A 24,232-nucleotide genomic window follows, 5' to 3' on the forward strand; every position below is an offset into this window, starting at 1 on the left:
TCCGGCGTGGCTTCAATATGTCGGGGGATGTCGGAACAACTCTGCATGCCGCACCGCGGGGTTGTCAAGGAAAAAGTTAACCGCTTTACTGGAGTCCTGTCCGGTTCCCCGAGTCTGAACTGAAAGAGGCGTGCTGTGCCCACCATGAGAGACGTTGCGAGGCTGGCGGACGTCTCGATCGCCACGGTGTCCTTTGTCATCAATGACACCAAACCGGTTGCCCCGGCCACCCGCGCCAGGGTCGAGGAGGCCATGCAGCAGCTTGGCTATCGCCGGAATGCCCTGGGACGTGCGCTGGCCAGCAAGCGCACCCGGATCATTGCCCTGCTCTACCCTGCGCTGCAGCGGCGGCTCAGCGAGACCGCCGTAAAGTTCTTCACCAGCGCGACCCAGACGGCGAAGGACCTCGGCTACAACCTTGTGCTGTGGCCCATCAGCAACGACGCCGAGCAGATTGAGGAGCTCATCTCAAGCGGCTTCATCGACGGTGTCCTGCTCATGGAAGTGCAGCTGGACGATGCCCGGGTGGAGCGGCTGCAGCGATCCACGTTGCCGTTTGCCCTGATCGGACGGACGCGGCATCCGGAGGAACTGCCGTACGTTGACGTCGACTTTGAGAATTCCATGATCGAGGCCGTCTCCTACCTGGAGGGGCTGGGCCACAGCCGGCTCTGTTTCGTGGACAGCGGCGGGGCCGAGCATGCCCTCAGCGGCTACGGTCCTGTGGTGCGGAGCCGGGCGACCTTTGCCGCGGAAGTGGAGCGCCGCGGGCTGGAATCAGTCCACCTCTCCTGCGAGGAGTCGCCGATGTCAGGTCAGGGCGCCGCCGAAAAGCTGCTCGAAACAGCCCCGGACACGACGGCAGTGATCCTCATGAACGACAACGCGTCGTTCGGCTTCCTGAACGGCCTGAATAGGCGCGGCATAGACGTCCCCGGGGACATGTCGGTCCTGCTGATTGGCTCAACGCCGGACGGGGCTGCAGCGACGGATCCCCGGCTGACTGTCCTCACGCTGCCCAGCACGGAGCTGGGACGCATGGGTGTCGAAACGCTCGTAGACCAGCTCGAGGAGCCGGGCGGCCCCATGCGCCAGGCCGTGGTGATCTGCCGTTTCGAGGAAGGGCAGTCGACAGGGCCTGTGCAGCGGTAAACCCAACTGGGTCGCAGCTGTGGGGGTTCTGAGCGCTCAGAACGCCCTGTGCTGCGACCCAGTTGGGTTTGCAAGCCGCGCCGAGTCTGTTTACCCCGCCTGCCGCCGCAGCGCGCGGCCCAAACGTGCGGCCGCCTCCTCCAGCTGCGGCTCGCTGACGTGGCCGTAGGCCAGGCGAAGGTGCCGGTCGGCGTCGGTGCCCGGGCCCGAGGGGAAGAACGAGCCCCGCTGGTATTCGATGCCCTCGGCACTGGCGTCGGCAGCGAGCCGGTCCGCGTCGATGCTGTTGTCCAGCAGCCGCGGCCACAGGAACAGCCCGCCGTCGGGTACGTCGGCGTCGAAGACGCCTGGCGCCTCGCGTTCAAGGGCGTTCACCAGGGTCTGTGCGCGGTTCCGGTACAGGGCCCTTGCCCGGTCCAGAGTCGCATCGAACAGGCCCGGATCCGAGGTGAGGAGCTCGCCGACCACGGCCTGCACGAGTGTGGAACTGTGTGAGTCCTGCCGGCTGCGGAGCGCCACGATGTCTCTGGTCAGATGCTCCGGAACCACAGCCCAGCCAAGGCGCAGGCCCGGGCCGAGTGTCTTGGTGAAGGTGTTGATGTGGATGACGTGCTCCGAGGCGTTGAACACGTCAGAGCCCGCCGCGGGCTTGGAAAACCACAGCTCCCGGTACGGGTTGTCCGCGAACACAATGAACCCGTACTGCTCAGCGAGCCTGACCAGCTCACGGCGCCCCTCCTCGGACAGCGTGCCCTGGGTGGGGTTGTGGAAGTCCGGGACCGTGTACAGCGCCGACGGGCGGGCGCCGGCGCGCAGCAGGTCCGCCAGCTGCCCGACGTCGAGCCCGGAGGGGCCGACGGCGACCGGCAGGATCTCGGCGGCCGACAGTTCCAGCCCGCGCAGGAACAGCGGAAAGATCGGGTTGTCGACAGCAACCAGATCCCCGCGTTCGACGACGGCCTGGATCGCCAGTGCCAGGCCGTGGAACCCGCCGTTGGTCACGATGATCCGGTTCACCGGAACGCCCTCGCGCTCGGCTATCCATTCCCGCAGCGGTGAGATGCCCTCGGTGCGGGAGTACTGCAGCGCCGGTACGCCAGGGCGGGAAAGGACCCGGGCCGTCGCCTCGGCAAGCTGCTGGGTGGGGAGTACGCCCGGATCCGGAATGCCGCCCAGCAGCTCGATGGCGTCCGCGCGCCGGTCGCGCAGCGTGGCGTCACCGAATCCTTTCGGTGCGCTCAAACCGGCCACCAGGGCGGGGCGGCGGTCCGCCGCGGCAAGGGGGAGAGTGGGGCTGATGGTCATGGTGTTGCCTCCGCAAATTGTTCGGGCGTTGTGCTCTGGTGCTGCGTGTCGGGCCCATGTGCCGGCCGGGAGATGCGCGGGATCGCGTCCAGCAGCTCCCGGGTGTAGGGGTGCTGCGGCCGGCTGAAGATCTGCTCGACGGTCCCGTCTTCCACCACCTGGCCGCGCCGCAGGACGGAGACTGTGTCCGCGATCTGCCTCACCAGCGCCAGGTCGTGGGAGACGAACAGGTACGTCAGCCCCAGCTCGCGCTGCATCCGGGCCAGCAGTTCCAGGATTCCGGCCTGGACGCTGACGTCCAGGGCCGACGTCGGTTCGTCCAGGACCACGACGTCGGGCCGCAGCACCAGTGCGCGGGCGATAGCCACGCGCTGCCGCTGGCCGCCCGAGAGGTGTGCGGGGCGGCGGGCGAGGACTGATTCCGGCAGGCCGACGGACGCGAGCACCTCCTGCACGCGCTCCGCGCGCCCGGCCTTGCTGCCGACATCGAACTGGTCCAGCGGCTCACGGACGATCCTGCTGACGCGCCACGTCGGGTCCAGCGAGGTGAAGGGGTTCTGGTAGACCAGCTGCAGGTGCCGGCGGACCCCGCGCAGGTCGGCGTGCGACCGGCCGTGGATCCCGTCCCCGCCCACGGTGATGTCACCGGAGTCAGGCTGTTCGAGGCCCAGGAGCAGCCGGATGGCAGTGGTCTTTCCGGACCCGGATTCACCCACCAGGGCGTGGGTGGTCCCGCGCTTCACGGCGAAGGACACGCCGTCGACCGCCAGGACGTCCTTGCCGCGCGAGGAGAAGCGCTTGGTAACGCCGCGCACCTCGATGTGGGGCGCGCTGTCCGCCGACCCACCAGACTGTGCCAACCCACCAAACTGTGCCAACCCAACAGAAGTCGGCAGGCCGTCGTCGTCCGCTTTTTCCTGGTTGTGGGCCGCCCGCTGGCTGCGGTAGCGGTCCGGGTTGAGCGCCGGAACGTCGGCGTGCAGGCTGCGGGCGTAGTCGGAGCGGGGCGCCTCAAAGACCTGCCCCGCCGTCCCGCTCTCCTGCACAGCGCCGTCCTTGAGCACCACGAGGCTGTCCGCACGTTCGGCCGCAATCGCCAGGTCATGCGTAATGAGCAGCAGGCCGATGTCCAGCTCCTGCCGCAGCTCGGAAAGCATGTCCAGAATGAGCTTCTGGACCGTGACGTCCAGGGCCGACGTCGGCTCGTCCGCCACAATCAGCGACGGCCGCGGAAGCACCGTCAGGCCGATCAGCACCCGCTGGAGCATGCCGCCGGAAAGCTGGTGCGGGTACGAGTTGTAGACCCGGACCGGGTCCGGCAAACCGACCTGTTCGAACACCGCGAGGATCCGCGAGCGCCGCTCCTCGGCGTCGGTCCCGCCGAGCAGGCCGGCTGCTTCGTGGGCCTGCGATCCGATGGTGCGGACCGGGTTCAGGGCGGAGCCGGGGTCCTGCGGGATGAACCCGAGCTGCCGGCCGCGGAGCGGGCGGAACTGCCGGTCCGGCAGTCCGAGCGTCTCCCGCCCGTCCAGCCGCACGTTTCCGGTGACCGTGACATCGTCGTGCGGGAGCAGCCGCAGGATGGCCTTGGCGATGGTTGACTTGCCCGATCCTGATTCTCCGATCAGGGCGAGGCTCTGGCCGCGCTCCAGGGAGAAGCCGACGTCGCGCACCACGGCGTTCCTGCCATACGCCACCGCCAGGTTCTCCACGCTGAGGAGTGTCCCGTTGGGTCCTGACACGTTGTTGTCCTTTCCACTGCGGCGCAGCGTCGACTGCATCGGGGTCTCCTGCGTCGGCACGGCCATCACTTCGCCTTCCGCAGCCATCGGCTGATCCGGTTGACGGAGAGCACGGTGATCACGATGACCAGGGCAGGGGCGTACACCAGCCACGGGGCGGTGACGTACGTCTTGCCGGAGGCCACCAGGAGACCCCAGTCGGAGGCCGGCGGCGGATCGCCGTAGCCGAGGAAGGCCAGCGAGGCGATGACCAGGATCGATGTTCCAAACTGCAGGACGGCGAGTACCAGTACGGACCGGTAGGCGTTCGGCAGGATGTGCCGCAGCAGCACGTGCAGCCGGCTGCCGCCCTCCAGGTAGGACGCCTCGACGTACACGGCGCCCCTGATCCGCAGGACTTCCGCCCGCATGAGGCGGGCAAAGACGGCGACGGCGGACACGCCGGTTGCGATGGCGGCGTTGATGGTCTGGAAGCCGAGCGAGCTGACGATGACCACGGCCAGCAGGAAGCCAGGGACCGCGAGCAGAACGTCGACGAGCCGGCCCAAGGTGGCGTCAACCCACCCGCCGCGGAATCCGCTGGCCAGGCCGATGGCGCTGCCGGCGACGAGGCCGATGAGGACCGCCACCAGGGCGCTGGTCACCGATGACGCAGTGCCGAACACCACTCGGGCATACAGATCGCGCCCCAGGTAATCGGTCCCGAACCAATGGCCCGGACTCGGGGCGGCGAGCTTGGTCGCGGTGTCCCCGGTGACCGGGCTGTGGGAGGTGAACAGTCCTGGCAACAGGGACCACAGCTCCACGGTGAGCACCACCAGGAAGGACAGCACCACCGTGGGCGGAAGCCGCAGGGTGCCGCGGCGCGTGGCCCCGCCGACGCCGCGCAGGCGTTCCAGGGTAAAGGCGGTTGTCATGCGTCCACCGCCTCTCTGAGCTTGATGCGCGGATCAACCAGCGGGGACACGAGGTCCGCGATGAGGTTGACCGCAACGAAGACAACCGCGGACAGGGACACCACGGCCTGGAGCACCGGCTGGTCCTCGCCTGTGACGGCCTTCTGCACCACGGTGCCGATGCCGTCCCGGCCGAAAATTGTCTCGGTGATGACGGACCCGCCCAGCAGTTCCCCCACGATCAGCGCGACCATGGCCACGGAGGGCAGTGCCGAGGGCTTCACCAGATGCTTCACGAAGAGGCCTGCCTCGGTGATGCCGCGTGAACGGGCAACCTGGGCGTAGTCCTGCCGCGACTCGTGGTCCAGCCCGGCGATCAGCACCTCGGCGAGCGGCGCCGATACCGGAATCGCCAGGGTGACCGCAGCGAACAGTGTGGCTGCCGGGCTGTTCGGGTCCGTGGTGGTGAACGAGTGCAGGCGGAAGGCGAACAGTTCGATCAGCACCAGCCCGATGACGAAGTTCGGCACCGAAAGGAAAAACGACGGAATGGACCGCACCGCCCCGGACCATTTGCCGGGAAGGTGGTGGGCGCCGTAGGCGATGGCCGCCGCGAAGACTACAGCGATTACCAGCGCACTGCCGGCCAGGGTCAGCGTCGAGGGCAGGGCGTCACCGATCAGCCGTGATACCGGCAGGTCCGACTGCAGGGAGAAGCCCAGCTCCCCGGTCAGGAAGCGCCCCAGCGACAGCCCCAGCTGCACCAGCACCGGCTTGTCGAGGCCGTAGAAAGCCACGATCCGCTGGATTTCCTGCTCGCTCAGGCCGTTTTGCGGGTCCCGGAGCGCGTTGGTGACGGCGTCCCCGGGGAGCACGCTGGTCACCAGGAAGGTCAGCACGTAGGCCAGCAGGACAACCACCGCGGCCTGCGCCGTCCTGGTCAGCGCGTAACGCTGGTAGGCCGGCTTCATGTCACCGCCCCGTGTCCGCTGCCGGGGATGGGGCGAGTCACTTGGCGATCCATGCGGTGTAGAAGTTCGCGTACGCGAGGCCGTTGTACTGGACGCCCTGCACCTTCGGCGAGATCAGGTAGAGGCGCTGCACGAGCTGGTTGAGCGGGATGAAGTACCCCTGCTCCAGGACGTGCTGCTGGATCTCGCCGGCCACCTTCTTGCGGGTTTCCCGGTCGGAGGCTGTGGCGACGGCGGTGGACAGCTCGTTGAGCTTCTTGTCGCTCGTTCCCAGCCTGAACCAGTCCTCGCCGTTGTTCTGGCTGGTCAGCACGCCGGCGACCGTGCCGACGTCGACGAAGCTGCGCGACGTCTGGTACAGCGGGGGGTGGCTGGCCTGGACGGCGGCGTAACCGGCCACGTCCACAACCTTGAGGTTGACCTTGATGCCGACGTTCTTCAGCTGCTGCGCGATCAGCTCGTCCTCGGCCTTGGTGGAGGGGACGTAGGGGTTGGGGGAGAGGGTGAGTTCGAGCGTCTTGCCGTCCTTCACGCGGTAGCCGTCGGCGCCGGTCTTCCAGCCGTCGTCCTCGAGCAGCTTCTTCGCAGCTTCCGGATCGAATTTGAAGAGCCCGCTGTAGTCACCGGCTTCGGGGACGTTGCCCTGCAGGAACGTCGTGGCGGCGGTCCAGTCGCCGGTGTAGACGGTCTTGAGGATCTCTTCACGGTCGATTCCGTGCTGGATGGCCTGCCGGACGCTCAGCTCGTTGGTGGGGAAGGTGCCGGTGTTGACCTGGAAACCGTCCGTGAACCCGAGGTAGCGCGGCGTGCCCACGGTGAAGCCCTGCGCCTTGAGGGAATCGATCTCCTGCGGTTCCACGTTGAAGGCCACCTCAGCCTGGCCGGAGGCCACCGTGGAGGTGCGGACGGAGGTGTCCTTGATGACCTTGTAGGTGATGGTGTCCAGGCGGGCGGGGCCGCTGTGCCCCAGTGCGGCGGGGCCCCAGTTGTAGTCCTTGCGCTTTTCGAGGACGTAGCTGTCACCCTGCTTCCACGACTTGACGACGAACGGGCCGCTGCCGATTTCCTGCTTCAGGTCAGCCTGCTGTTCCACCGGAAGGGCGAGGGTCTTGGGTGAGAGCAGGATGCAGCCGTGGTAGCCCAGCGTGGCGATGAAGCCCAGCGCGGGCGAGGAGAACGTGACGCGGACCGTCCCGGCATCCTTCGCCTCGGCCTTCAGGAAGTTCGTGGACGGGAACAGGCCCACCTTGCTGACGCCGCGGCTGGGATCGCCCTTCGCCCACGCGTTGAGGTTCGCGACGACGGCCGCCGCGTCCAGCGGTGAACCGTCGGAGAACGTCACGCCCTTCTTCAGGTGGAGGACGAACTCCTTCGCGCCGTTGAGTTCTTCCCAGCTTTCCGCGATCCACGGGCTGAGTTTTCCCTTCTCATCGACATAGACGAGCTTGTCGGTGATCTGGCCCCAGAGGTTGCCCTCGTAGCTGGAGATCGATGTCTTGCTGGACACCCAGCCGGTGTCATAGCCCTGGATCAGGAAGGTCAGGTTGCCGCCGTCGACCGGCGTGCCGTCGCCGGACGGACCGGTCGTCGTCGCACCGCCGCATGCGGTGAGGAGTACGGAGGCGGTGGCGGCACTGACGGTCGCGAGGAAGGCGCGCCGCGGCCAAAGGGCTGAGGACATGGGAAATCTCCTTGGAAAGTATGTGGGGAACGCGGGAGGTGTTGTGGCGGACCGGCGTGCGCGACCGGCCCGTTGTGGGAGGCGCCTTAGAAGGCCTTGCCGGGATTGAGCCGATGCTCCGGGTCCAGGGCGTCCTTGATGGCCTGCTGCGCCTGCAGGTTCCGTTCGGAGAGTTCCAGGGCGGCCCATTCACGCTTGATGGTGCCCACCCCGTGTTCTCCGGTGACGGTGCCGCCCAGGGCGAGGGCGACGCGAACCAGCTCGGTGGCGGCCTCGGCGAGCGTCGCCGGCGGAACGGCCGGATCGTCGTCGGGCCCTATCTCCCGGGAGATGACCGGGTGGAGGTTGCCGTCCCCGGCATGTGAGACGGCCGAGATCCGAACGCCGTAGCGCGCTTCCAGCGCGGGGAATGCCTCGTAAACCCTGGGCAGCTGTGACTTGGGCACGGCGATGTCCTCGCCGATGAACCACTGTCCCTCGGGGAAGCCGCGTCCGCTCCGGCGCAGCTCCCACAGCAGGGCGGCCTGTTCTTCGGTCTCGACGGTGACGTGACCGCCAACTGCCGTGAGCGCGGCGCTCAGGTCGCGGGCCTGCTCGTCGATGCCGTAGCCGTCGATTTCGATCAGGATCAGCGCTCCGCCGCGCTGGCGCAGTCCGGTTCCGGAATGGTCGTCGATGTTTTCCAGGCTGGGGGTGTCGAAGAACTCGATCACGGCCGGGCGGACGGGCGAGAGCGTGATGGCGGCCAGGCCTGCGGTGCCTTCGCGTGTGCCGGCGAAGAAGGCGCTGAGGGTCCTGCGCGCCACGGGGAGGGGCCGGAGACGGACGGTGGCCCGGACCACGATCCCAAGGGTGCCCTCGGACCCCACAAAAAGGGACGTCAGGTCGAACCCGGTCACGCCCTTGATGGACCGGTGTCCCACCGTGATGAGGCTGCCGTCGGCCAGTACGACGTCGAGGGCCAGGACAGATTCCCGGGTCACCCCGTATTTGGCGCACCGCAGCCCGCCGGCGTTGGTGGCGATGTTGCCGCCGATGCTCGAGATTTCAAAGCTGGCCGGGTCCGGCGCGTAGAACAGGCCGTGAGGCTGGAGGTGGGCGTTGAGTTCAGCGTTGATGACGCCGGGCTCGACGACGGCCACCTCGTCGAGCGGGGAAACCTCCAGGATGCGGTTCAGCCGTTCGGTGGACAGGACAAGCTGGTCCGCCGCGGCGCTCGCCCCGCCCGACAGTCCCGACCCTGCGCCGCGCGGAACCACTGTCACCCCGTGCGCGGCGGCGGTGCGGACCAGTGCCTGCACCTGTTTGGCGTCCCCGGGCAGGGCGACGGCGGGACCGTCCGGGGCGGTGCCGCCGGGTGCGAGCTTTCCGTTGGCGCTGCGCGCCGTGGCTGCATCATGGCCGTAGGGGCCGGTCTCAGGAGAGGGCCGCAGCACTTCGATCTCCGGATGCAGCGTTGCGAGCTCGCGGACAAGCGTGTCGACGGCGCTGAGCGCCGGTTCCGTTTCTACTGAGGTCACCTCGGGGTCACTTTCTTCCTGAGGTGGCACCGTTATCCGGAACCAGTCCGATGGCGGCGTCAACTCAAGAGCACTTTGTCTCCCGGCCTCGATGCGTCCGGGAGCGCTCACTGCAGAAAAAGTAATTGGGGCTGCGAGGGATCCGCCAGTTTTGATGACAGGCCATTTACATTTCGCAATTCGCCGTCAATAAAGTTTTTTAATGCTCAAATTGCTTCACAGAGGGAAATAAAAAACGGGGAAGTACTTTGCGTTTTCTTACGTCAATTGACGGCGCTCAGTCTTCGGGTTCGCCCAGCCCGCGGGCGGCCAGCGCCTCGCCGGTATGGCGGGCATACGCAACGGTGGTGATGAATACCGGCAGGACCAGTGCCCGCGGGTTGCGTTCCAGTCCGCGGGCACGCGCCGAATCCCGGACGTCAGCGAAAGCCCCGGCAATAAAGGGAATGCTCCGCAGCATAATGGCGATGGTCAGGGCAAAGCGCTCGGGGTCCGCGCCGAAGCGCCGGAACGGGCGGGCGAGGGAAACCACGCCGTCGAGCAGGCGGTGCAGCGGCGTGGTGGCGGTCAGCAGGGACGCCGCCACGACGCACAGCAGGATGTTCAGGACGATCCGCGCGGCAACCGGCCCGCCGAGCTGCCACCACTGGAACGCGCCGATGACCAGCAGGATGGGCAGCAGCGGCCGCACCGCCCGGAAAAGGCGCACGGCCCCGGCGCCGCTGAGCAGGAACAGCACGCACATCACCAGGAGGGCTCCGGCAGCCAGCCGCCAGTCGACGATCAGGAACGAGGCCATTCCGCAGGCCAGGACCAGCAGGAACTTCAGCCACAGCGGCATGCGGTGGATCAGGGACGTGCCGGGCACGTAGTTGGCGAGCAGGAAGCCGTGGCCCCTCACCGGAAGTCCCCGCCTGACAGGCTCCGGGCGGACAGCGAGCGGTAATGCCCGACGGCGGCGGCAGCACCGCCGTCGTACGCTATCCGTCCGGAATCGACCACCAGAACCCGGTCCATGTCCAGCGCCAGCTCCAGGTCATGGGTGGACATCACGATCTGCTGGCTGAGGCCGGCGAGGGTGCGGCGCAGCAGCTCGCGGTTCCGGAGGTCCAGCAGCGTGGACGGCTCGTCCAGCACGAGCACTCCGGGTTCCACTGCCAGCACGGACGCCAGGGCGAGAAGCTGCCGTTCGCCGCCGGAGAGTTCATAGATGCTCTGGTCCGCCAGCGGCAGGAGGCCGAACCGGTCCAGGGCGGCCGTCGTCTTGTCCCGGCGTTCCTTCCCGTGCCGCACCGAACGCCGGAGGGAGAGCTCCACGTCCTCACGCCCGGTGGGCATGACCAGTTGGGAGAGGGGATCGGTGAAGACGAACCCCACCTGCTGGCGCACGGCGCGCACATTGCGGACCGTGTCGGCGCCGTTGACGGTCACGGTCCCTTCGGTGGGCGCCACGAGGCCGTTGAGCAGGCGGAGCAGCGTGGACTTGCCGGAGCCGTTGGCTCCGATCACACCGATCCGCTCCTCGGTGAGCTCCAGGCTTATGTCCTGCAGCAGGACCTTGGGGTCAGGGCGGCCGTCGACGGCCACGCTGACCCCTGCGTTCCTGAGGGAGATGGTGCTCACTGTTGCGCGGAGGCTTCCGGCTTGGGGGCTTCCGGTGTGGCGGGCTGCTGCGGGACCTTGCGGACGCGGCGGACCAGCAGGTCCGGGAAGGCCTTGTGCAGGGCGATGGCCACAGCAACGGCGAGGACGTTCTTGATGATGTCACCCGGGTAGAAGGGGAGATCGGCCAGGAAGGCCTTGGCGAAGTCCAGCTTGGCGTTGACCATCATGCCGGCGATGCCCAGTCCGTGGATCAGCACAATGCCGGCGACCATCGCGGCAGCGAAAAGGAACACGGCGCGGAACTTCACCGTGCGGCGGATGATGACGGCGGCCATCCAGCCCACCGCCGCAGCGGCGAGGGGGAACGCGATGATGTAGCCGGCCGACGGTCCGGCCAGGATCCCCAGCCCGCTGCGGCCGCCACTGAAGATGGGGAGACCGGCGAGCCCAAGCAGGGTATGGAGGCCGACGGCGGCGAAGGCGCGGCCGGGCCCGAGCGCGAGTCCGGTCAGCATGACGGCGAGCGTCTGGAGCGTGATGGGAACGCCGAGGCCGCCCACGGGGATGGCCGCAACCAGGGCTGACGCCGCCACGAGCGCGGCGAAGACGGCGATGAGTCCGAGGTCGGTGGCGTTCCAGCGGTTGCGCTTAGCCGGCTGCAGGGTGCCGGCGGAATGGGTCTGGGTCATGGGAGGTCCTGTCGGAGGGGTACAAACAATTATCGGCTGCTGTTGACGTTACTGGCCCGGGAGTAGCCGCATTTTGTTGCTGTTCTACAAGAGGGACTGCACGGGGTCTGGTGCTGGGTACAAATACTCCGCTCTTCCTGGCCGGTATTCCACTCTTGCCTGGCGGCGAAGGCGTGTTCTGCCCGGGTTGCACCGGCCGGTAGACTTGAACGGGCCGTTCTCCGGCCGGCATCCCCGGTGTTCCTTACGTGACGCCGCGCGGCATGCAACCTGCCGTGCTGCGGCATTCCCTGTTGTGAAAGGCCTTACCTGCTGTGATTACCGTTCAGGAACTTGAACTCCGTGCCGGCGCCCGCCTGCTCATGGACCAGGTGAGCTTCCGCATCGACAAGGGTGACAAGATCGGCCTTGTCGGCCGCAACGGTGCCGGCAAGACCACGCTGACCCGCGTCCTCGCCGGTGAAGGCCTGCCTGCCGCCGGCAAAGTGACCCGCAGCGGCGAGATCGGGTACCTGCCCCAGGATCCGCGCACGCCGGACATGGAGCAGCTGGCGCGGGACCGGATCCTGTCGGCCCGCGGCCTGGACGTCGTCGTCGGCAAGCTGAAGAAGGCGCAGGCGGACATGGCCAGCGAGGACCCGGAGGTCCAGCGCAAGGCCATGGGCCGGTACGACCGGCTCGAAAACGAATTCCTGTCCGGCGGCGGGTACGCGGCGGAAGCCGAAGCAGCCGCCATTTCCTCCAACCTCGCGCTGCCGGAACGGATCCTCAACCAGCCCCTGAAGACGCTGTCCGGCGGCCAGCGGCGCCGCGTGGAACTGGCACGCATCCTGTACTCCGGCGCGGAAACCATGCTGCTGGATGAGCCCACCAACCACCTCGACGCGGATTCCATCTCCTGGCTCCGGGACTTCCTCAAGAACCACCAGGGCGGCCTGATCGTGATCAGCCACGACGTGGAACTGCTGGAGGCCACCGTCAACAAGGTGTACCACCTGGACGCGAACCGGGCCCAGATCGACTTCTACAACATGGGCTGGAAGCGCTACCTTCAGCAGCGCGAGACCGACGAGCGCGCCCGCAAGCGCGAACGCGCCAACGCCGAGAAGAAGGCCCAGGTCCTGATGGACCAGGCCAACAAGATGCGTGCCAAGGCCACCAAGGCTGTCGCCGCGCAGAACATGGCCAAGCGCGCCGAGCGGCTGCTCAGCGGACTGGAATCTGTCCGCGCACAGGACCGCGTGGCTGCGCTGCGGTTCCCGGACCCGTCGCCCTGCGGCCGGACCCCGCTCACCGCAGAAGGCCTCAGCAAGTCCTACGGTTCGCTGGAGATCTTCACCGACGTGGACCTCGCCATCGACCGCGGGTCCAAGGTGGTCATCCTCGGCCTCAACGGTGCCGGCAAGACCACGCTGCTGCGGATGCTCGCGGGCGTGGACCGCCCGGACACCGGCGACATCGTCCCCGGACACGGGCTCAAGGTGGGCTACTACGCCCAGGAACACGAGACCCTGGACCACGACCGCACCGTCCTCGAAAACATGCGGTCATCCGCGCCGGACATGAAGGACGCCGAGGTCCGCGGCATCCTGGGCTCGTTCCTGTTCTCCGGTGACGACGTCGACAAGCCCGCCGGCGTGCTCTCCGGCGGTGAGAAGACCCGTCTGGCGCTGGCCACCATCGTGGCCTCGAGTGCGAACGTTCTCCTGCTGGACGAGCCCACGAACAACCTTGACCCTGCCAGCCGTGCGGAGATCCTCGGGGCCCTGCGCAACTACACCGGCGCCGTCGTCCTGGTCAGCCACGATGAAGGCGCCGTTGAAGCACTCAACCCGGAGCGTGTGGTGCTGCTGCCCGACGGCGTTGAGGACCTCTGGAACGAGGACTACCTGGACCTCATCACGCTGGCATAGTTTCACCGTGGGCCGGCCGGGTATGGCAGCTATCGCTGCCGGCGCCCGCTGCCGTCCTTTAATGTCAGACCCCCGGACCAGACTGGTTCCATGGAAGCCATGGGGGGATTCACCGCGGACCGGGCCCTTGGGCCCGGTGCCGGTGGGTTGGCTTCTGCCGGTGCCAACGCCCTGCAGGTCGTTTCTTCCGGAGCGGACGTGGTGGACCGCAGCCTTGCTGATCTGGCCTCGAACGCGATCACCGCCGAAGACACCGCGTTGTGGGGTTTCGGGCAGGCCGCGGATTTCGCGGACCGGGTCGAGCAGCTCTCCCGCCACGTGGAGTTTCTGCAGGTGGTGGCCGCCGGCGCGGTGGACCGGGCCCGCACCGCGGCGCTCACCGGGCCGCTGACCGCCGCGGCACCCCTCGTCCCCGGCCCCGCCGCCGCAGCGCGCCCGGGCCCGGGGGATGACGGGTCCCGGACCACTGTCGAGTTCCTGCAGGCCAGGCTGCGGATCCCGGCCGCCGAAGCCCGCCGCCGCCTCGCCCTGGCCGACGCCGTCCTGCCCCGGACCGGGTTCGGCGGGCAGCCGCTCCCGCCCCGCTACGAAGAACTCGCCGCCGCGGTCAGCGCCGCCCGGATCGGCTCCCGCGCCGGGACCACCATCACCCTGGCCCTGGACCGGGCCCGGCACCTCACCACCGCGGACCTCACCGCCGCGATGGAACACGCCCTGACCCAAACCGCCGTCGAAAGCGACGGCGACTTCCTCACCCGGGTCACCAAACACTGGGCCGAGGCCATCGACCAGGACGGGACCGAACCCTCCGAACCGGCCCTCCGCCAGATCCAGGGCGCCTTCATCCGCCGCCCCAAACACGGCCTGCAGCACCTGGAAATCTTCGCCACCACCGAACAATTCGAAACCCTCACCACCGCCATGAACACCGCCACCAACCCCCGCACCCCGACACCCGGCACCCCAACCGGCACCGACACAACCGGGACCGGCACCGACAGGACAGACAGCGCCGGGACCGGCAGTGACGGGACGAACCGTGACGGGACGAACGGTGACGGGGCCGGGGAACAGGGCGGCCCGGCCGGCTGGGACCTCCCGGATCTCCCGGAAATCCCGCTGGACCACCGGTCCCAGGGCCAGAAGAGACTCGACGGACTCGTCGGCGCCTGCCAAACCGCCCTCACCACCGACACCCTGCCCGCCAACGGCGGACACCGGCCCCAGATCCTGGTCACCATCAACTACCGCGACCTCCTCGCCGAACTCCAGCAACGGCACAACGCACAGTGGGCCGCACCGCCGCAGGACCGGGCAGCACCGCCGCAGGAGTCCTCGCAGGGCACGCAGTGGTCCCAAAGCGCGCCTTCGTTCCAAGGAGCGCCTTCGTTCCAAGGAGTGCAGGGTCCCCGGCCGGGCTACACCGGCCGGACCGGCGACGGGACCGCCCTGTTCGCCTTCTCCGGCCCGGTAAACCCCGCCACGATCCGCAAAATCGCCTGCGACGCCGACCTCATCCCCGTCGTCCTCGGCAGCGACGGCCGGATCCTGGACATCGGCCGCGCCTCACGGGTCTTCCCGCCCCACATCCGCAAAGCCATCATGGCCCGGGACCAGGGCTGCGCGTTCCCCGACTGCACCATCCCCGCGCCCTGGTGCGAAGCCCACCACATCACCTACTGGTCACGGGGCGGAACCACCGGCACCGGCAACGGCGTCCTCCTCTGCACCCACCACCACCACCTCATCCACAAAGAACTGTGGACCATCGAAATCACCAATGAAGTCCCCTGGTTCAAACCCCCACCAGAACTCGACCCCCACCGAAAACCCCGCCGCAACCACTACTTCCGCTCACGACCCCAACGGGAATAAACAGCCCCGAGCACTGTGCACCCGAGCCTGGGCGCCTGTATAGCGTTGCGCTGCGTGGATTGCGATGCTGCTCGCCGTAGCTGATCCGGGGCGGCGATACTTCGGGCCGGTGTCGTCGCAGTGATCAGCCGTGGTCAGCCTCCGCTTTGGTAGCTAAGCTCGTCCCGCCGTGGCATTTGTATTCCCAGACCCGATACGCCACACCCGAGGAGAACATCATGGCCGCTACCTACACCTTCGACGTCTTTTGCAGCCTCGACGGTTTCGGTTCCCACAGCGGAAACTGGGGCGGTTACTGGGGCAAGCAAGGGCCCGAGCTGCTCGAGCACCGCCTCGCCTTGTACGGCGGGGGGCAGCGGATGGTCTTCGGGGCGAACACGTATCGGGCGTTCGCACGGATGCTGGCCTCGAGCAGCGAAGAGCCCGAGGTCCTTGACCCCTGGGTCACGCGGATGAGGAACCTGCCGGCAACAGTGGTGTCGAGAACGTTGCAGGAACCGCTCGAGTGGCCGGACGCGGCTGTCGCGAGCGGCGACGCAGTCGACGTCGTGGCCCGGCTCAAGGAAGAGTCAGCAGTGCCGCTGCGCTCCCACGGCAGCCTGTCGATGAACCGGGCACTAATGGCCGCCGGTCTGGTGGACCGCGTCCAGGTGACTGTCTTCCCTGTGATCACCGGTCAGACCGGGGCGGAGCCGATTTTCCAGGGCGCCGCCGACTTCGACCTCGAGCTGATCGAGAGCCGGACCCTCGACGGCCACACCCAGGAGCTCATCTACCGGCCCACCCTGCACGCCTGACTCCAGGGCGGCCCCACCAAAAAGGGGTCTGAACGGCCTGGTGCTCATCGCACCCGAAGCGCGTGGGCGTCCGTGATCCGTTGCAGCTCGCTGTAGCTGATGGAGAACATGGAGTGGTGGTCGCCGGCTCCGGCCCAAAGTGTCGGATGCTCTTCGAGGGAGGCATCCAGCAGGGTGCGGATCTTGGCAGGATGGCCCACCGGCGCAACGCCGCCCACCTCCTGGCCCGTGTGGTGCAGCACGAAATCCGGGGCCGCGCGGCGGATCCGTCCGGTGCCCAGCTGGGAGGCGACCAGCCGGACGTCCACTTTCGCGGCGCCGCTGGCGAGGATCAGCAGGGGAGTGCCGTCCACTTCGAACACCAGGCTGTTGGTGATTGCCGCAACGTCGCAGCCGAGCGCGTCAGCCGCGGCGGCCGCCGTCGGAACCGCACCGGGAAGAACCGTGACTGTGTCGCGGGCGCCTGCTGCGGTGAGGGCGCGGCGGACGTTGGCCACCGGGTCGGCGGCAACAGCGTCGGTGAGCATGTCCGTGCTCCTGTCGTCAGTAGCCCTGGGCATCCAGGATCGCGTCTTCCTCTTCTTCCGCCGTCGGCCGCTTGCGTTTCCGGGGTACCGGCGGACGACCGCGGGCTCCCGCCGCGGTGTGGGCAGGCTCGCCGTCCAGCACCTCGGCGTCCTCGGCATCCATCGCGGCGTTGCGCGCCTGCTGCCGGGCGGCGTAACCAAAACCGACGAACATGAGGATGCCGAAGGCAAACCACTGCAGCGAGTAGGACAGGTGCGTTCCCTCGTCCACCGAGGGCATGGGGAACGGCTGCGGCATGTCCGCCACCGGCGGCGTCTCGGACGCGAGCTGCCCGTAGGCCCCTGTCAGGAGCGGGTAACCGAGTTCGGCGGCGTACGTGGGCAGGTCAATGGAGGCCAGCTGGCCTTCCGGCGCCCCGCGCTGAAGCGTGGGTTCGCTGTGTTTGAGCCGCACAACTGCCGTGATCTGCCCGGATGGTGGCGCCGGAATGGAGTCCGGCCGGCCTGGGGTCTTGTTGCCAATCGGCAGCCAGCCGCGGTCAATCACCACGGTCTCGCCTGACACGAGCTTGAACGGGACCACCACTTCGTACCCGGGCTGCCCGTTGAGGGGCCGGTTACGAACGATCCGCTGCCCGTCGACGTCGTAGCTGCCCTGGAGCTTGACTTGGGTCCATTCACGGGACGGGTCCAGCTGGTTGAACTCATCGCGGGCCTGATCAAACGTGACGGGCGTTGCTGAGTAATTTGACGTTACGCGCTGGATTTCCGCCAGCGTCTCCGCCCGGCGGTCCATCTGCCAGCGGCCAAGGAACACGCAGCCGGTGGCGAAGATCGCGGCCAGCAGGAGGTAGCCCAGCCACTTGCTGGAAAACAGGAACTTGTACATTCAGCTGTTCCCGCCGGTCTCAGCGGCCTCAAGCGGCACGGTCTCCTTCCAGAGCCCGCGTGTCTGCAGGTAGTCCTCCAGCCACGCCTTGTGCTCACCGCATGCCAGCCACACCTTGCGGCGGTCGGGCGTGTGGATCTTGGGATTGTTCCACAGCAGCTGCCAGGACGCGTCGGCCCGGCAGGCTTTGCGGGAGCACGTGGCCGCGGATGCCGGTCCGGCAAGCTCGGCGCTGCCGCCACCCAGGTTGAAAATGTTCATGAAGCTTTCTGTCCCCGGCCGTCGTCGTCTTCTTCGTCATCAGCAATGAGTTCGCCCTGGAGCACCGTCGGTTCCTCCGCGGTGTCGGCGCTTTCCGCAGTCCCGGAGTCGTCGGCCGCTCCCAGTTCAGCGTACGGCGTGTAATCGAGCAGCGCATCGCTGTGGATCTCCGCCTTGTCTGAACCGTTGGCGATCACCACGGCGACCCATGGCAGGAACACTGCGCCCGCCACGGCAACCAGCTTGAACCAGCCGTCCACCACGAAGATCAGGATCAGGCACACCATGCGGATACCCATGGCGAGGGCGTACTTGATCATTCGCTCACGCATGTCTTCGGAATGCGCCGCGGCGGCGTCGGTGATGCTGATTACTTCCGGATGGCCGGCTGCGGCATCACGCTTCCCGGGCGTCGGCTGTCCGGGCTGGGGTTCAGGTATCACGACTGTCTCATCACGCTCCATTGGCTACCCCAATTCTCTCACCATCCGAAGATGGCTCCCAATCGGGCGATAAGATCGAAGGCAGTTAAAAATCCAGCCACCACAGCGGAGCGCGGCTCCGCGGAAATCCGGAGCACACATGTCTGAAGCAGCAACCACGGCCCGCAGCGTCCTCATCACCGGCGGAAACCGCGGCATCGGCCTGGCCATCGCGGAGGCATTCCTGGCCAACGGCGACAAAGTGGCCGTGACGTACCGCAGCGAATCGAAGCTGCCGGAGGGAATCCTCGGCGTCAAGGCCGACGTGACCGACGAAGCCTCCATTGACGCTGCATTCGCCGAGGTTGAGGCCGCCCACGGCCCCGTCGAGGTTCTGGTGGCCAACGCCGGCATCACCAAGGACACGCTGCTGCTGCGCATGAGCGAGGACGACTTCACTTCTGTCATCGACACCAACCTGACCGGCGCCTTCCGCGTCATCAAGCGCGCCTCAAAGGGCATGATCCGGCTGCGCAGGGGCCGCGTGGTGCTCATCTCCTCCGTCTCTGGCCTGTACGGCGCGCCGGGGCAGATCAACTACTCCGCGTCTAAGGCCGGGCTCGTCGGCATTGCCCGTTCCCTGACCCGCGAGCTCGGTTCGCGCGGGATCACGGCCAACGTGGTGGCACCCGGGTTCATCAACACGGACATGACGGCAGAGCTGCCGGAAGCAACCCAGAAGGACTACCTGTCCAGCATCCCCGCCGGGCGCTTCGCAGATGCCTCCGAGGTGGCGAACGTGGTGCGCTGGATCTCCAGCGATGAGGCCGCATACATCTCCGGCGCCGTGATTCCGGTCGACGGCGGCCTGGGCATGGGGCACTAGGCCCTTCTGGCGCCAACACCGCTTTCGCCCACGGGAGTGCCGGCACCTTCTTTGTCGCATTCCGACAAAGGAAACCGGCGCGCCCGCTGGCATGATGGACTGCAGGCCATCAGTAATTGGACGTTTTGCACAAAGATAAAGCTTTAGACAAGGGAGCCCACATGGGACAGCTGGACAACAAGACAGCCATCGTCACCGGTTCTTCGCGCGGCATCGGCGCCGAAGTGGCCAAGATCCTCGCCGGCGAGGGCGCCGCCGTCGTCGTTAACTACCGCCAGAAGGCGCCGCGCGCCAACAAAGTGGTGGCGGGGATCGAGGCCGACGGCGGCCGCGCCGTTGCCGTTGGCGCGGACCTGACCACCCTCGAAGGCGTGCAGGCGCTGGCCAGCGCCGCCATGGAAAACTTCGGCTCGCTCGACATCCTGGTCCTCAACGCCTCGGGCGGCATGGAAACCGGCATGGAGGAGGGCTATGCCCTCAAGCTCAACCGCGACGCCCAGGTCAACATGCTCAACGCCGCCGTGCCCCTCATGAAGGAAGGCTCCCGGGTGGTCTTCGTGACCAGCCACCAGGCCCACTTCATCAACTCGGTCGCCACCATGCCCGAGTACGAGCCCGTGGCCCGCAGCAAGCGCGCCGGTGAGGACGCCCTGCGCGAGCTCCTGCCGAACCTGGCGGACAAGGGCATCTCCCTGGTGGTCGTGTCCGGCGACATGATCGAGGGAACCGTGACCGCCACGCTCCTGGACCGTTCAAACCCGGGCGCCATCGAGGCCCGCCGCGCCGAGGCCGGCAAGCTGTACTCCGTCGAGGAGTTCGCCGCAGTGGTTGCCAGCATGGCCACCGCCGACGTCGAATCCGGCCACACGGAATACGCCGGGGGCGCGGACTACTTCGGCAAGAACGCCGAATAGGCTCTCCCGCTGCGGCTGCCTGACGCGGTTCCTTGACACGGAGGCCGGCTGACACGAAGGCCCGCTGACACGAAGGCCCGGCGCAACAGCGCCGGGCCTTCGCCGTCCCTCCGCCGTCCCCGCCGCCGTTGTCCGGGCGGGCCGGGGCGCCTAGGGTCATAGCCATGGCAGAGGATGCAGCAGTGACGAAACGGACCTATCCGGCCGGCGTGCCGTGCTGGGTGGACAGCCAGCAGCCCGACGTGGAAGCAGGCATCAGGTTCTACGGGGGACTGTTCGGCTGGGAGTTCGACGCCGGTACGGCGCCGCCCGGGGACACCGGCAGTTACGTGGTCGCCCGGCTCGGCGGCCAGGAGACGGCCGCCATCACGGGTTTGGGCGCCGGGCCCCACGGTGTGCCCGCCTGGAACACCTACATAGCGGTCGAGGATGCGGACGCCGCTGTGCGTCATCTGCTCTCAGCCGGCGCCACCCTGAAATCGGCTCCGGCCGATACGGGCGTTGGCGGCGTGTGGGCCGCGCTGGCCGATCCCGAGGGGGCCGAGTTCCGCATCTGGCAGCCGGGGGAGCGGCCGGGCGCCCAGGCGGTCAATCTGCCGGGTGGCTGGAACTTCAGTGATCTCCACACGGCGGACACGGATGCGGCCGCGGACTTCTACGCCAGGGCCTTCGGCTGGCAGTTCGACCGCCTCGACTTCGGCACCATGATCCGCCGCCCCGGGTACGGCGACCATCTGGAGGCAACCGTCGACCCCGACATCAGGGCCCGGCAATCGGGTGACATGGTCCCGGCAGGCTTCGCGGACGCCGTCGGCTGGCTGGCGCCGGCGGCACCGGGCGGGCGGCCGCACTGGCATGTCACCTTCACCGTCGCGGACCGGGACCGGGCGGTGCAGGACGCAGAGCGCCTGGGCGGCCGCGTCCAGGGGCAGGATGACACCGAGTGGACTCGGACCGCCCTGATCAGGGACCCTGGCGGGGCTGTGTTCACGGCAAGCCAGTTCACGCCGCCGTCGGGCTTCTAGTGCCGTGGGCTTCTGGTTCCTGAGGCTTCTGGTGCCGTGGGCTTCTGGTTCCTGAGGCTTCTAGTGCCGTGGGCTTCTAACTCCGGCGGTTCAGACGCCGGCGATGTGCCGCACCGCGTCCAGGTACGGCATATTGATGGCGGCGTCTGCCACGGCGAGGACTGCCGGCTTGGCGTTGAAGGCCACCCCAATGCCGGCGGCACCGAGCATGTCCAGGTCGTTGGCTCCGTCACCCACGGCAATGGTGTGCTCCAGCGCGATGCCCTCTGCGGCTGCCCATTCGCGGAGGTACTTTTCCTTGGCGGCGCGGTCGATCACGGCCCCAAGGACCTTGCCGGTCAGGGTCCCGTCCACAATCTCCAGCTCGTTGGCGATCCAGTAATCCATGCCGAGGTCCTCGGCGATGGGGCGCAGGATCTGGTTGAAGCCGCCGGAGACCACCGCCACCGCATGGCCTGCGGCCTTGAACGCGGCCACCAGCTCGGCCGCCCCCTCGCTCAGCTTCACTTCCGCGTGGACGGACTCGACGACGTCGGCCGGCAGCCCCGCGAGAACGGAAACGCGGGCGTGTAGGCTTTGCGCGAAGTCGAGTTCACCGCGCATGGCGGCCTCCGTGACGGCAGTGACTTCGTCGCGCTTACCGGCGTAGGCGGCCAAAAGCTCGATGACCTCCTGCTGGATCAGGGTGGAGTCGACGTCCATGATGAGCAGCTTGCGCTCCGCATTCCGGAGTTCCGCGGGAACGATGGCGGTGTCCACGCCGGTCCGCCCCGCATTCTCCTTCGCGGCGGCAATCGCGTGCCGCAGGCCGGCGATGTCTGCGGCGTAGCCCGAGGGTACGGAAAAGTCCACGGTGCAGACTTCGAAGCGTCCGTCGCCTGTGCTGGTGGCTCCTCCGAAGGTGGCGCCGGAATCCGCCAGCAGGGACCGCAGAATTTCCGGTTCCGAGGGGGACAGTTTCAGGCCATAGCTGACCGCAGTCACGTTCGAAGTCATGGCTCCAATCTTATCCAGCGCAGCGCCTCCTCCCGAATCCGTTGCGTTGGTCCATTGCACAGCAGCGGCCCCCAGCCGGTTCCCAGCAAACGTCCGGCCAACGCGGAGGCCTATCGGGCAGAATGGTCCGATGCTCTCTGCCCTGATCGCCCGCCTGCGCCCGGCGCCGCTGCTTCGGGCGTCACAGGAGGTACTCTTCTGCTGGGCCGGGGCCCTCCTGGTGGCCGGTGACGCTGTTTTCTGGCTCATGTTCGCTGCCATCCAGTCGGACTCGGGGCTGGCAGCAATGGACGGTCCTGTGCACAGCCTCATGGTGGATTCCCGGAATCCCGCCGCCACGGTGCTGTTGGCGGCCCTGGCCACTGTGACATCGCCGGAAGTGCTGGGCGTCATCAGCGCAGTGTTTGCCCTGGCCTGGGCGCTGTGGAAGCGGGAACTGTGGCGGCCGGCCATACTCATGGGCTCAATGGTGCTGGCAGTCGTGCTGACCACCCTCATCAAGCAACTTGTGAGCCGGTCGCGCCCGCCCGCCTCTGATTTCCTGCTCGGCCCGGATGACGCACTCTCGTTCCCCTCGGGGCACACCGTGGGGATTGGCGTGTTCACGCTTGTCCTCGCCTACCTCGTCGTGTCCCGGTCGGGGACGCGTACGACGGCGGTGCTTGGCTTCTCGGCGGCCTGTGCAGTCACGGCGTTGGTTGGCGTATGCCGGCTGTATTTGGGCTACCACTGGCTCACCGACGTCGTGGCTTCCTTCGGGGTGGCGCTGGCAGTTGCAGCGGTAGCGGTGTTCACAGACGCAGCCCGGCACGGTTCTGCGAAGAATCGCTCCAAAACCCCGGGCAAGCAGGGGCCTGCTGAATCTTCAGCGCGGAACGCGGAGCCGTAGCAGCGCCACGGCTGCGGCCGCCACCACTGCCGCCGCCAGGGCACTGACGCCGGAGTAGCCGGTCAGGCCCATGACGGGCCCTGCAGCCGCACTTCCCAGCGCACCGGCCAGGGACATGGTGGCGTCGGAGAACCCCTGGACGGGGACGCGTTCAGCGGGTGTGAGTGTAGCCACGAGCAGGGTGGAACCGGCAACGGTGGTTGCCGACCAGCCCAGCCCGAGAAGGATCAGCCCGAAGGTGACCGATCCCATGTTCTGGGACGCCAGTCCGGTCAGTGCCACAGCAGCGACCAGGGTGAGCAGACCCGCCAGCGCCGCGGTGCGTGGCCCGAGCCGGTCGGTGAGGACGCCCATCAGCGGTGAGAGGGCGTACATCCCCGCGATGTGCAGGGAGATGGTCAGGCCGATCAGTGCGATGGTGTCCGGATTACCGGCCGTGTGTCCCGCGTGGTGCTGCATGTGCAGCGGTGTCATGGACATCACGGCGACCATCACCGCGTGGGCGGCAATGACAGCGACAACGGCACCGAGAGCCGTGGGGTGCTGCTTGACGGTTCGCCATCCTTCCCGCCACGCGCCGGAGCGCCTGGAAGCAGGCAGAAGGTCCACCCGGTCGAGGGCGCGACGGGTCAGGAGCGGGTCCGGGCGCAGGGAGAGCGTCACGATGGCAGCGCCGACCACCATTCCGAGCGCGGAAATCAGGAAGGGGCCGGCAGCAGGCGGAATGTCCAGCCAACCGGCCAGTACGGCACCGGGGGCAACCATGTTGGGGCCTGCCACAGCGCCGACGGTGATCGCCCACACCACCAGGGACAGGTCCCGTCCCCGGTGGGCCGGCTCGGCCAGGTCGGTGGCGGCAAAGCGGGCCTGCAGGTTCACAGCCGAAGCCAAGCCCACCAGGAAGGCCCCGCCGAGCAGGAGCACAAACAGTTCTGCGGCCACCGCGGCGACCATCAGGAACGTGCCGGCGATCGCTGCAGCCAGGCCGGTGGTGAGCGCCACCCGGCGTCCCCGCCGCAGGGCCAGCCGGGAGAGCGGAATCGCCGTGACCGCGGTGCCCAGGGTGAGGGCGGTGTTAACGGACCCGGCCCACGCTTCGGAGCCTGCCAGATCAACGGCCAGGATGGAGCCCAAGGCGAGCGTTGACCCGTTGCCCAGGCCGGAGAAGATCTGTGCAACCGACAGGACCCGCACGATGCGGCGCTGGGTGGAACGGGTTGCTTCGGCGGTGCTGGTCACGTCGTGTGGTCCCCTCGGGCAGGTGCTCGTCGTGGATT

General features: G+C 67.8%; 23 protein-coding genes. 8 read left to right on the top strand and 15 right to left on the bottom strand.

Annotation, left to right across the window (positions count from 1 at the left end):
- Positions 1-144: 144 nt before the first annotated feature.
- Positions 145-1,152 carry a LacI family DNA-binding transcriptional regulator gene (locus tag ABRP34_RS02745; protein ID WP_353713293.1) on the top strand — a complete coding sequence of 336 codons (1,008 nt, stop codon included), beginning with the start codon at positions 145-147 and terminating at the stop codon, positions 1,150-1,152.
- Positions 1,153-1,242: 90 nt separating this feature from the next.
- Here the strand turns inward: ABRP34_RS02745 and ABRP34_RS02750 are convergent, their stop codons facing one another.
- The 9 genes from ABRP34_RS02750 to ABRP34_RS02790 all read right to left on the bottom strand — a co-directional run bounded on the left by ABRP34_RS02750 (position 1,243) and on the right by ABRP34_RS02790 (position 11,561).
- Positions 1,243-2,457, bottom strand: a complete 1,215-nt coding sequence (locus ABRP34_RS02750; protein ID WP_353712174.1) for a PLP-dependent aminotransferase family protein — start codon at positions 2,455-2,457, stop codon at positions 1,243-1,245.
- Positions 2,454-4,238: an ABC transporter ATP-binding protein gene (locus tag ABRP34_RS02755; RefSeq protein ID WP_353713294.1), complete on the bottom strand. Its 1,785-nt coding sequence runs from the start codon at positions 4,236-4,238 to the stop codon at positions 2,454-2,456. The genes ABRP34_RS02750 and ABRP34_RS02755 overlap by 4 nt, the downstream gene beginning before the upstream one ends.
- Before the next feature lie 26 nt (positions 4,239-4,264).
- The gene (locus tag ABRP34_RS02760; protein ID WP_353712175.1) at positions 4,265-5,116 is read right to left on the bottom strand and encodes an ABC transporter permease; all 852 of its coding nucleotides are present in this window, start codon (positions 5,114-5,116) and stop codon (positions 4,265-4,267) included.
- On the bottom strand, positions 5,113-6,066 hold the full coding sequence (locus tag ABRP34_RS02765; protein ID WP_353712176.1) for an ABC transporter permease: 954 nt from the start codon (positions 6,064-6,066) through the stop codon (positions 5,113-5,115). Before ABRP34_RS02765 ends, ABRP34_RS02760 begins: the two co-directional genes overlap by 4 nt.
- A 37-nt stretch (positions 6,067-6,103) precedes the next feature.
- The gene (locus tag ABRP34_RS02770; RefSeq protein ID WP_353712177.1) at positions 6,104-7,747 is read right to left on the bottom strand and encodes an ABC transporter substrate-binding protein; all 1,644 of its coding nucleotides are present in this window, start codon (positions 7,745-7,747) and stop codon (positions 6,104-6,106) included.
- 86 nt (positions 7,748-7,833) lie between these two features.
- Entirely contained in the window at positions 7,834-9,267 is a 1,434-nt protein-coding gene (locus tag ABRP34_RS02775; RefSeq protein WP_353712178.1) for an FAD-linked oxidase C-terminal domain-containing protein, read from the bottom strand.
- Between the two features lie 277 nt (positions 9,268-9,544).
- Positions 9,545-10,168, bottom strand: a complete 624-nt coding sequence (locus ABRP34_RS02780) for an energy-coupling factor transporter transmembrane protein EcfT (protein WP_003799561.1) — start codon at positions 10,166-10,168, stop codon at positions 9,545-9,547.
- The gene (locus ABRP34_RS02785) at positions 10,165-10,890 is read right to left on the bottom strand and encodes an ABC transporter ATP-binding protein (protein WP_003799564.1); all 726 of its coding nucleotides are present in this window, start codon (positions 10,888-10,890) and stop codon (positions 10,165-10,167) included. The genes ABRP34_RS02780 and ABRP34_RS02785 overlap by 4 nt, the downstream gene beginning before the upstream one ends.
- On the bottom strand, positions 10,887-11,561 hold the full coding sequence (locus tag ABRP34_RS02790; protein WP_353712179.1) for a biotin transporter BioY: 675 nt from the start codon (positions 11,559-11,561) through the stop codon (positions 10,887-10,889). The genes ABRP34_RS02785 and ABRP34_RS02790 overlap by 4 nt, the downstream gene beginning before the upstream one ends.
- 314 nt (positions 11,562-11,875) lie before the next feature.
- On the opposite strand from ABRP34_RS02790, the gene ABRP34_RS02795 reads away from it, so the two are divergent.
- The 3 genes from ABRP34_RS02795 to ABRP34_RS02805 all read left to right on the top strand — a co-directional run bounded on the left by ABRP34_RS02795 (position 11,876) and on the right by ABRP34_RS02805 (position 16,146).
- Positions 11,876-13,474 (top strand): ABC-F family ATP-binding cassette domain-containing protein, encoded by a 1,599-nt coding sequence (locus ABRP34_RS02795; RefSeq protein ID WP_353712180.1) that lies wholly within the window; start codon positions 11,876-11,878, stop codon positions 13,472-13,474.
- Between the two features lie 90 nt (positions 13,475-13,564).
- Positions 13,565-15,349, top strand: a complete 1,785-nt coding sequence (locus ABRP34_RS02800) for a DUF222 domain-containing protein (RefSeq protein WP_353712181.1) — start codon at positions 13,565-13,567, stop codon at positions 15,347-15,349.
- A 218-nt stretch (positions 15,350-15,567) separates the two neighbouring features.
- A complete protein-coding gene (locus ABRP34_RS02805) occupies positions 15,568-16,146 on the top strand; it encodes a dihydrofolate reductase family protein (protein WP_353712182.1) in 579 nt (192 codons plus the stop codon).
- 44 nt (positions 16,147-16,190) lie between these two features.
- Here ABRP34_RS02805 and ABRP34_RS02810 read toward each other — a convergent pair whose 3' ends face one another.
- The 4 genes from ABRP34_RS02810 to ABRP34_RS02825 are packed head-to-tail and all read right to left on the bottom strand — an operon-like array spanning position 16,191 to position 18,287.
- A complete protein-coding gene (locus ABRP34_RS02810) occupies positions 16,191-16,673 on the bottom strand; it encodes a YbaK/EbsC family protein (RefSeq protein WP_353712183.1) in 483 nt (160 codons plus the stop codon).
- Between the two features lie 16 nt (positions 16,674-16,689).
- Positions 16,690-17,562, bottom strand: coding sequence for an SURF1 family protein (locus ABRP34_RS02815; protein ID WP_353712184.1), 873 nt, complete (start codon positions 17,560-17,562; stop codon positions 16,690-16,692).
- Positions 17,563-17,823, bottom strand: a complete 261-nt coding sequence (locus ABRP34_RS02820) for a hypothetical protein (RefSeq protein ID WP_353712185.1) — start codon at positions 17,821-17,823, stop codon at positions 17,563-17,565.
- Positions 17,820-18,287, bottom strand: coding sequence for a DUF3099 domain-containing protein (locus ABRP34_RS02825; RefSeq protein ID WP_353712186.1), 468 nt, complete (start codon positions 18,285-18,287; stop codon positions 17,820-17,822). The genes ABRP34_RS02820 and ABRP34_RS02825 overlap by 4 nt, the downstream gene beginning before the upstream one ends.
- Before the next feature lie 118 nt (positions 18,288-18,405).
- On the opposite strand from ABRP34_RS02825, the gene fabG reads away from it, so the two are divergent.
- The 3 genes from fabG (at position 18,406) to ABRP34_RS02840 (ending at position 21,070) form a co-directional block, all read left to right on the top strand.
- On the top strand, positions 18,406-19,131 hold the full coding sequence (gene fabG, locus ABRP34_RS02830) for a 3-oxoacyl-ACP reductase FabG (protein ID WP_314193205.1): 726 nt from the start codon (positions 18,406-18,408) through the stop codon (positions 19,129-19,131).
- 161 nt (positions 19,132-19,292) lie between these two features.
- Positions 19,293-20,045, top strand: coding sequence for an SDR family oxidoreductase (locus tag ABRP34_RS02835; RefSeq protein WP_353712187.1), 753 nt, complete (start codon positions 19,293-19,295; stop codon positions 20,043-20,045).
- Positions 20,046-20,227: 182 nt separating this feature from the next.
- Positions 20,228-21,070, top strand: coding sequence for a VOC family protein (locus ABRP34_RS02840; RefSeq protein WP_353712188.1), 843 nt, complete (start codon positions 20,228-20,230; stop codon positions 21,068-21,070).
- Positions 21,071-21,160: 90 nt separating this feature from the next.
- Here ABRP34_RS02840 and serB read toward each other — a convergent pair whose 3' ends face one another.
- The gene (gene serB, locus ABRP34_RS02845; RefSeq protein ID WP_353712189.1) at positions 21,161-22,066 is read right to left on the bottom strand and encodes a phosphoserine phosphatase SerB; all 906 of its coding nucleotides are present in this window, start codon (positions 22,064-22,066) and stop codon (positions 21,161-21,163) included.
- A 130-nt stretch (positions 22,067-22,196) separates the two neighbouring features.
- On the opposite strand from serB, the gene ABRP34_RS02850 reads away from it, so the two are divergent.
- Positions 22,197-22,955 (top strand): phosphatase PAP2 family protein, encoded by a 759-nt coding sequence (locus ABRP34_RS02850; protein WP_353712190.1) that lies wholly within the window; start codon positions 22,197-22,199, stop codon positions 22,953-22,955.
- Here ABRP34_RS02850 and ABRP34_RS02855 read toward each other — a convergent pair.
- Positions 22,932-24,194 (bottom strand): MFS transporter, encoded by a 1,263-nt coding sequence (locus ABRP34_RS02855; protein ID WP_353712191.1) that lies wholly within the window; start codon positions 24,192-24,194, stop codon positions 22,932-22,934. The two genes, ABRP34_RS02850 and ABRP34_RS02855, sit on opposite strands and share 24 nt — an antisense overlap.
- Between the last annotated feature and the right edge of the window lie 38 nt (positions 24,195-24,232).

The organism is Arthrobacter sp. K5 (assembly GCF_040448525.1).
GTDB classification, from domain to species: Bacteria; Actinomycetota; Actinomycetes; order Actinomycetales; family Micrococcaceae; genus Arthrobacter; species Arthrobacter globiformis.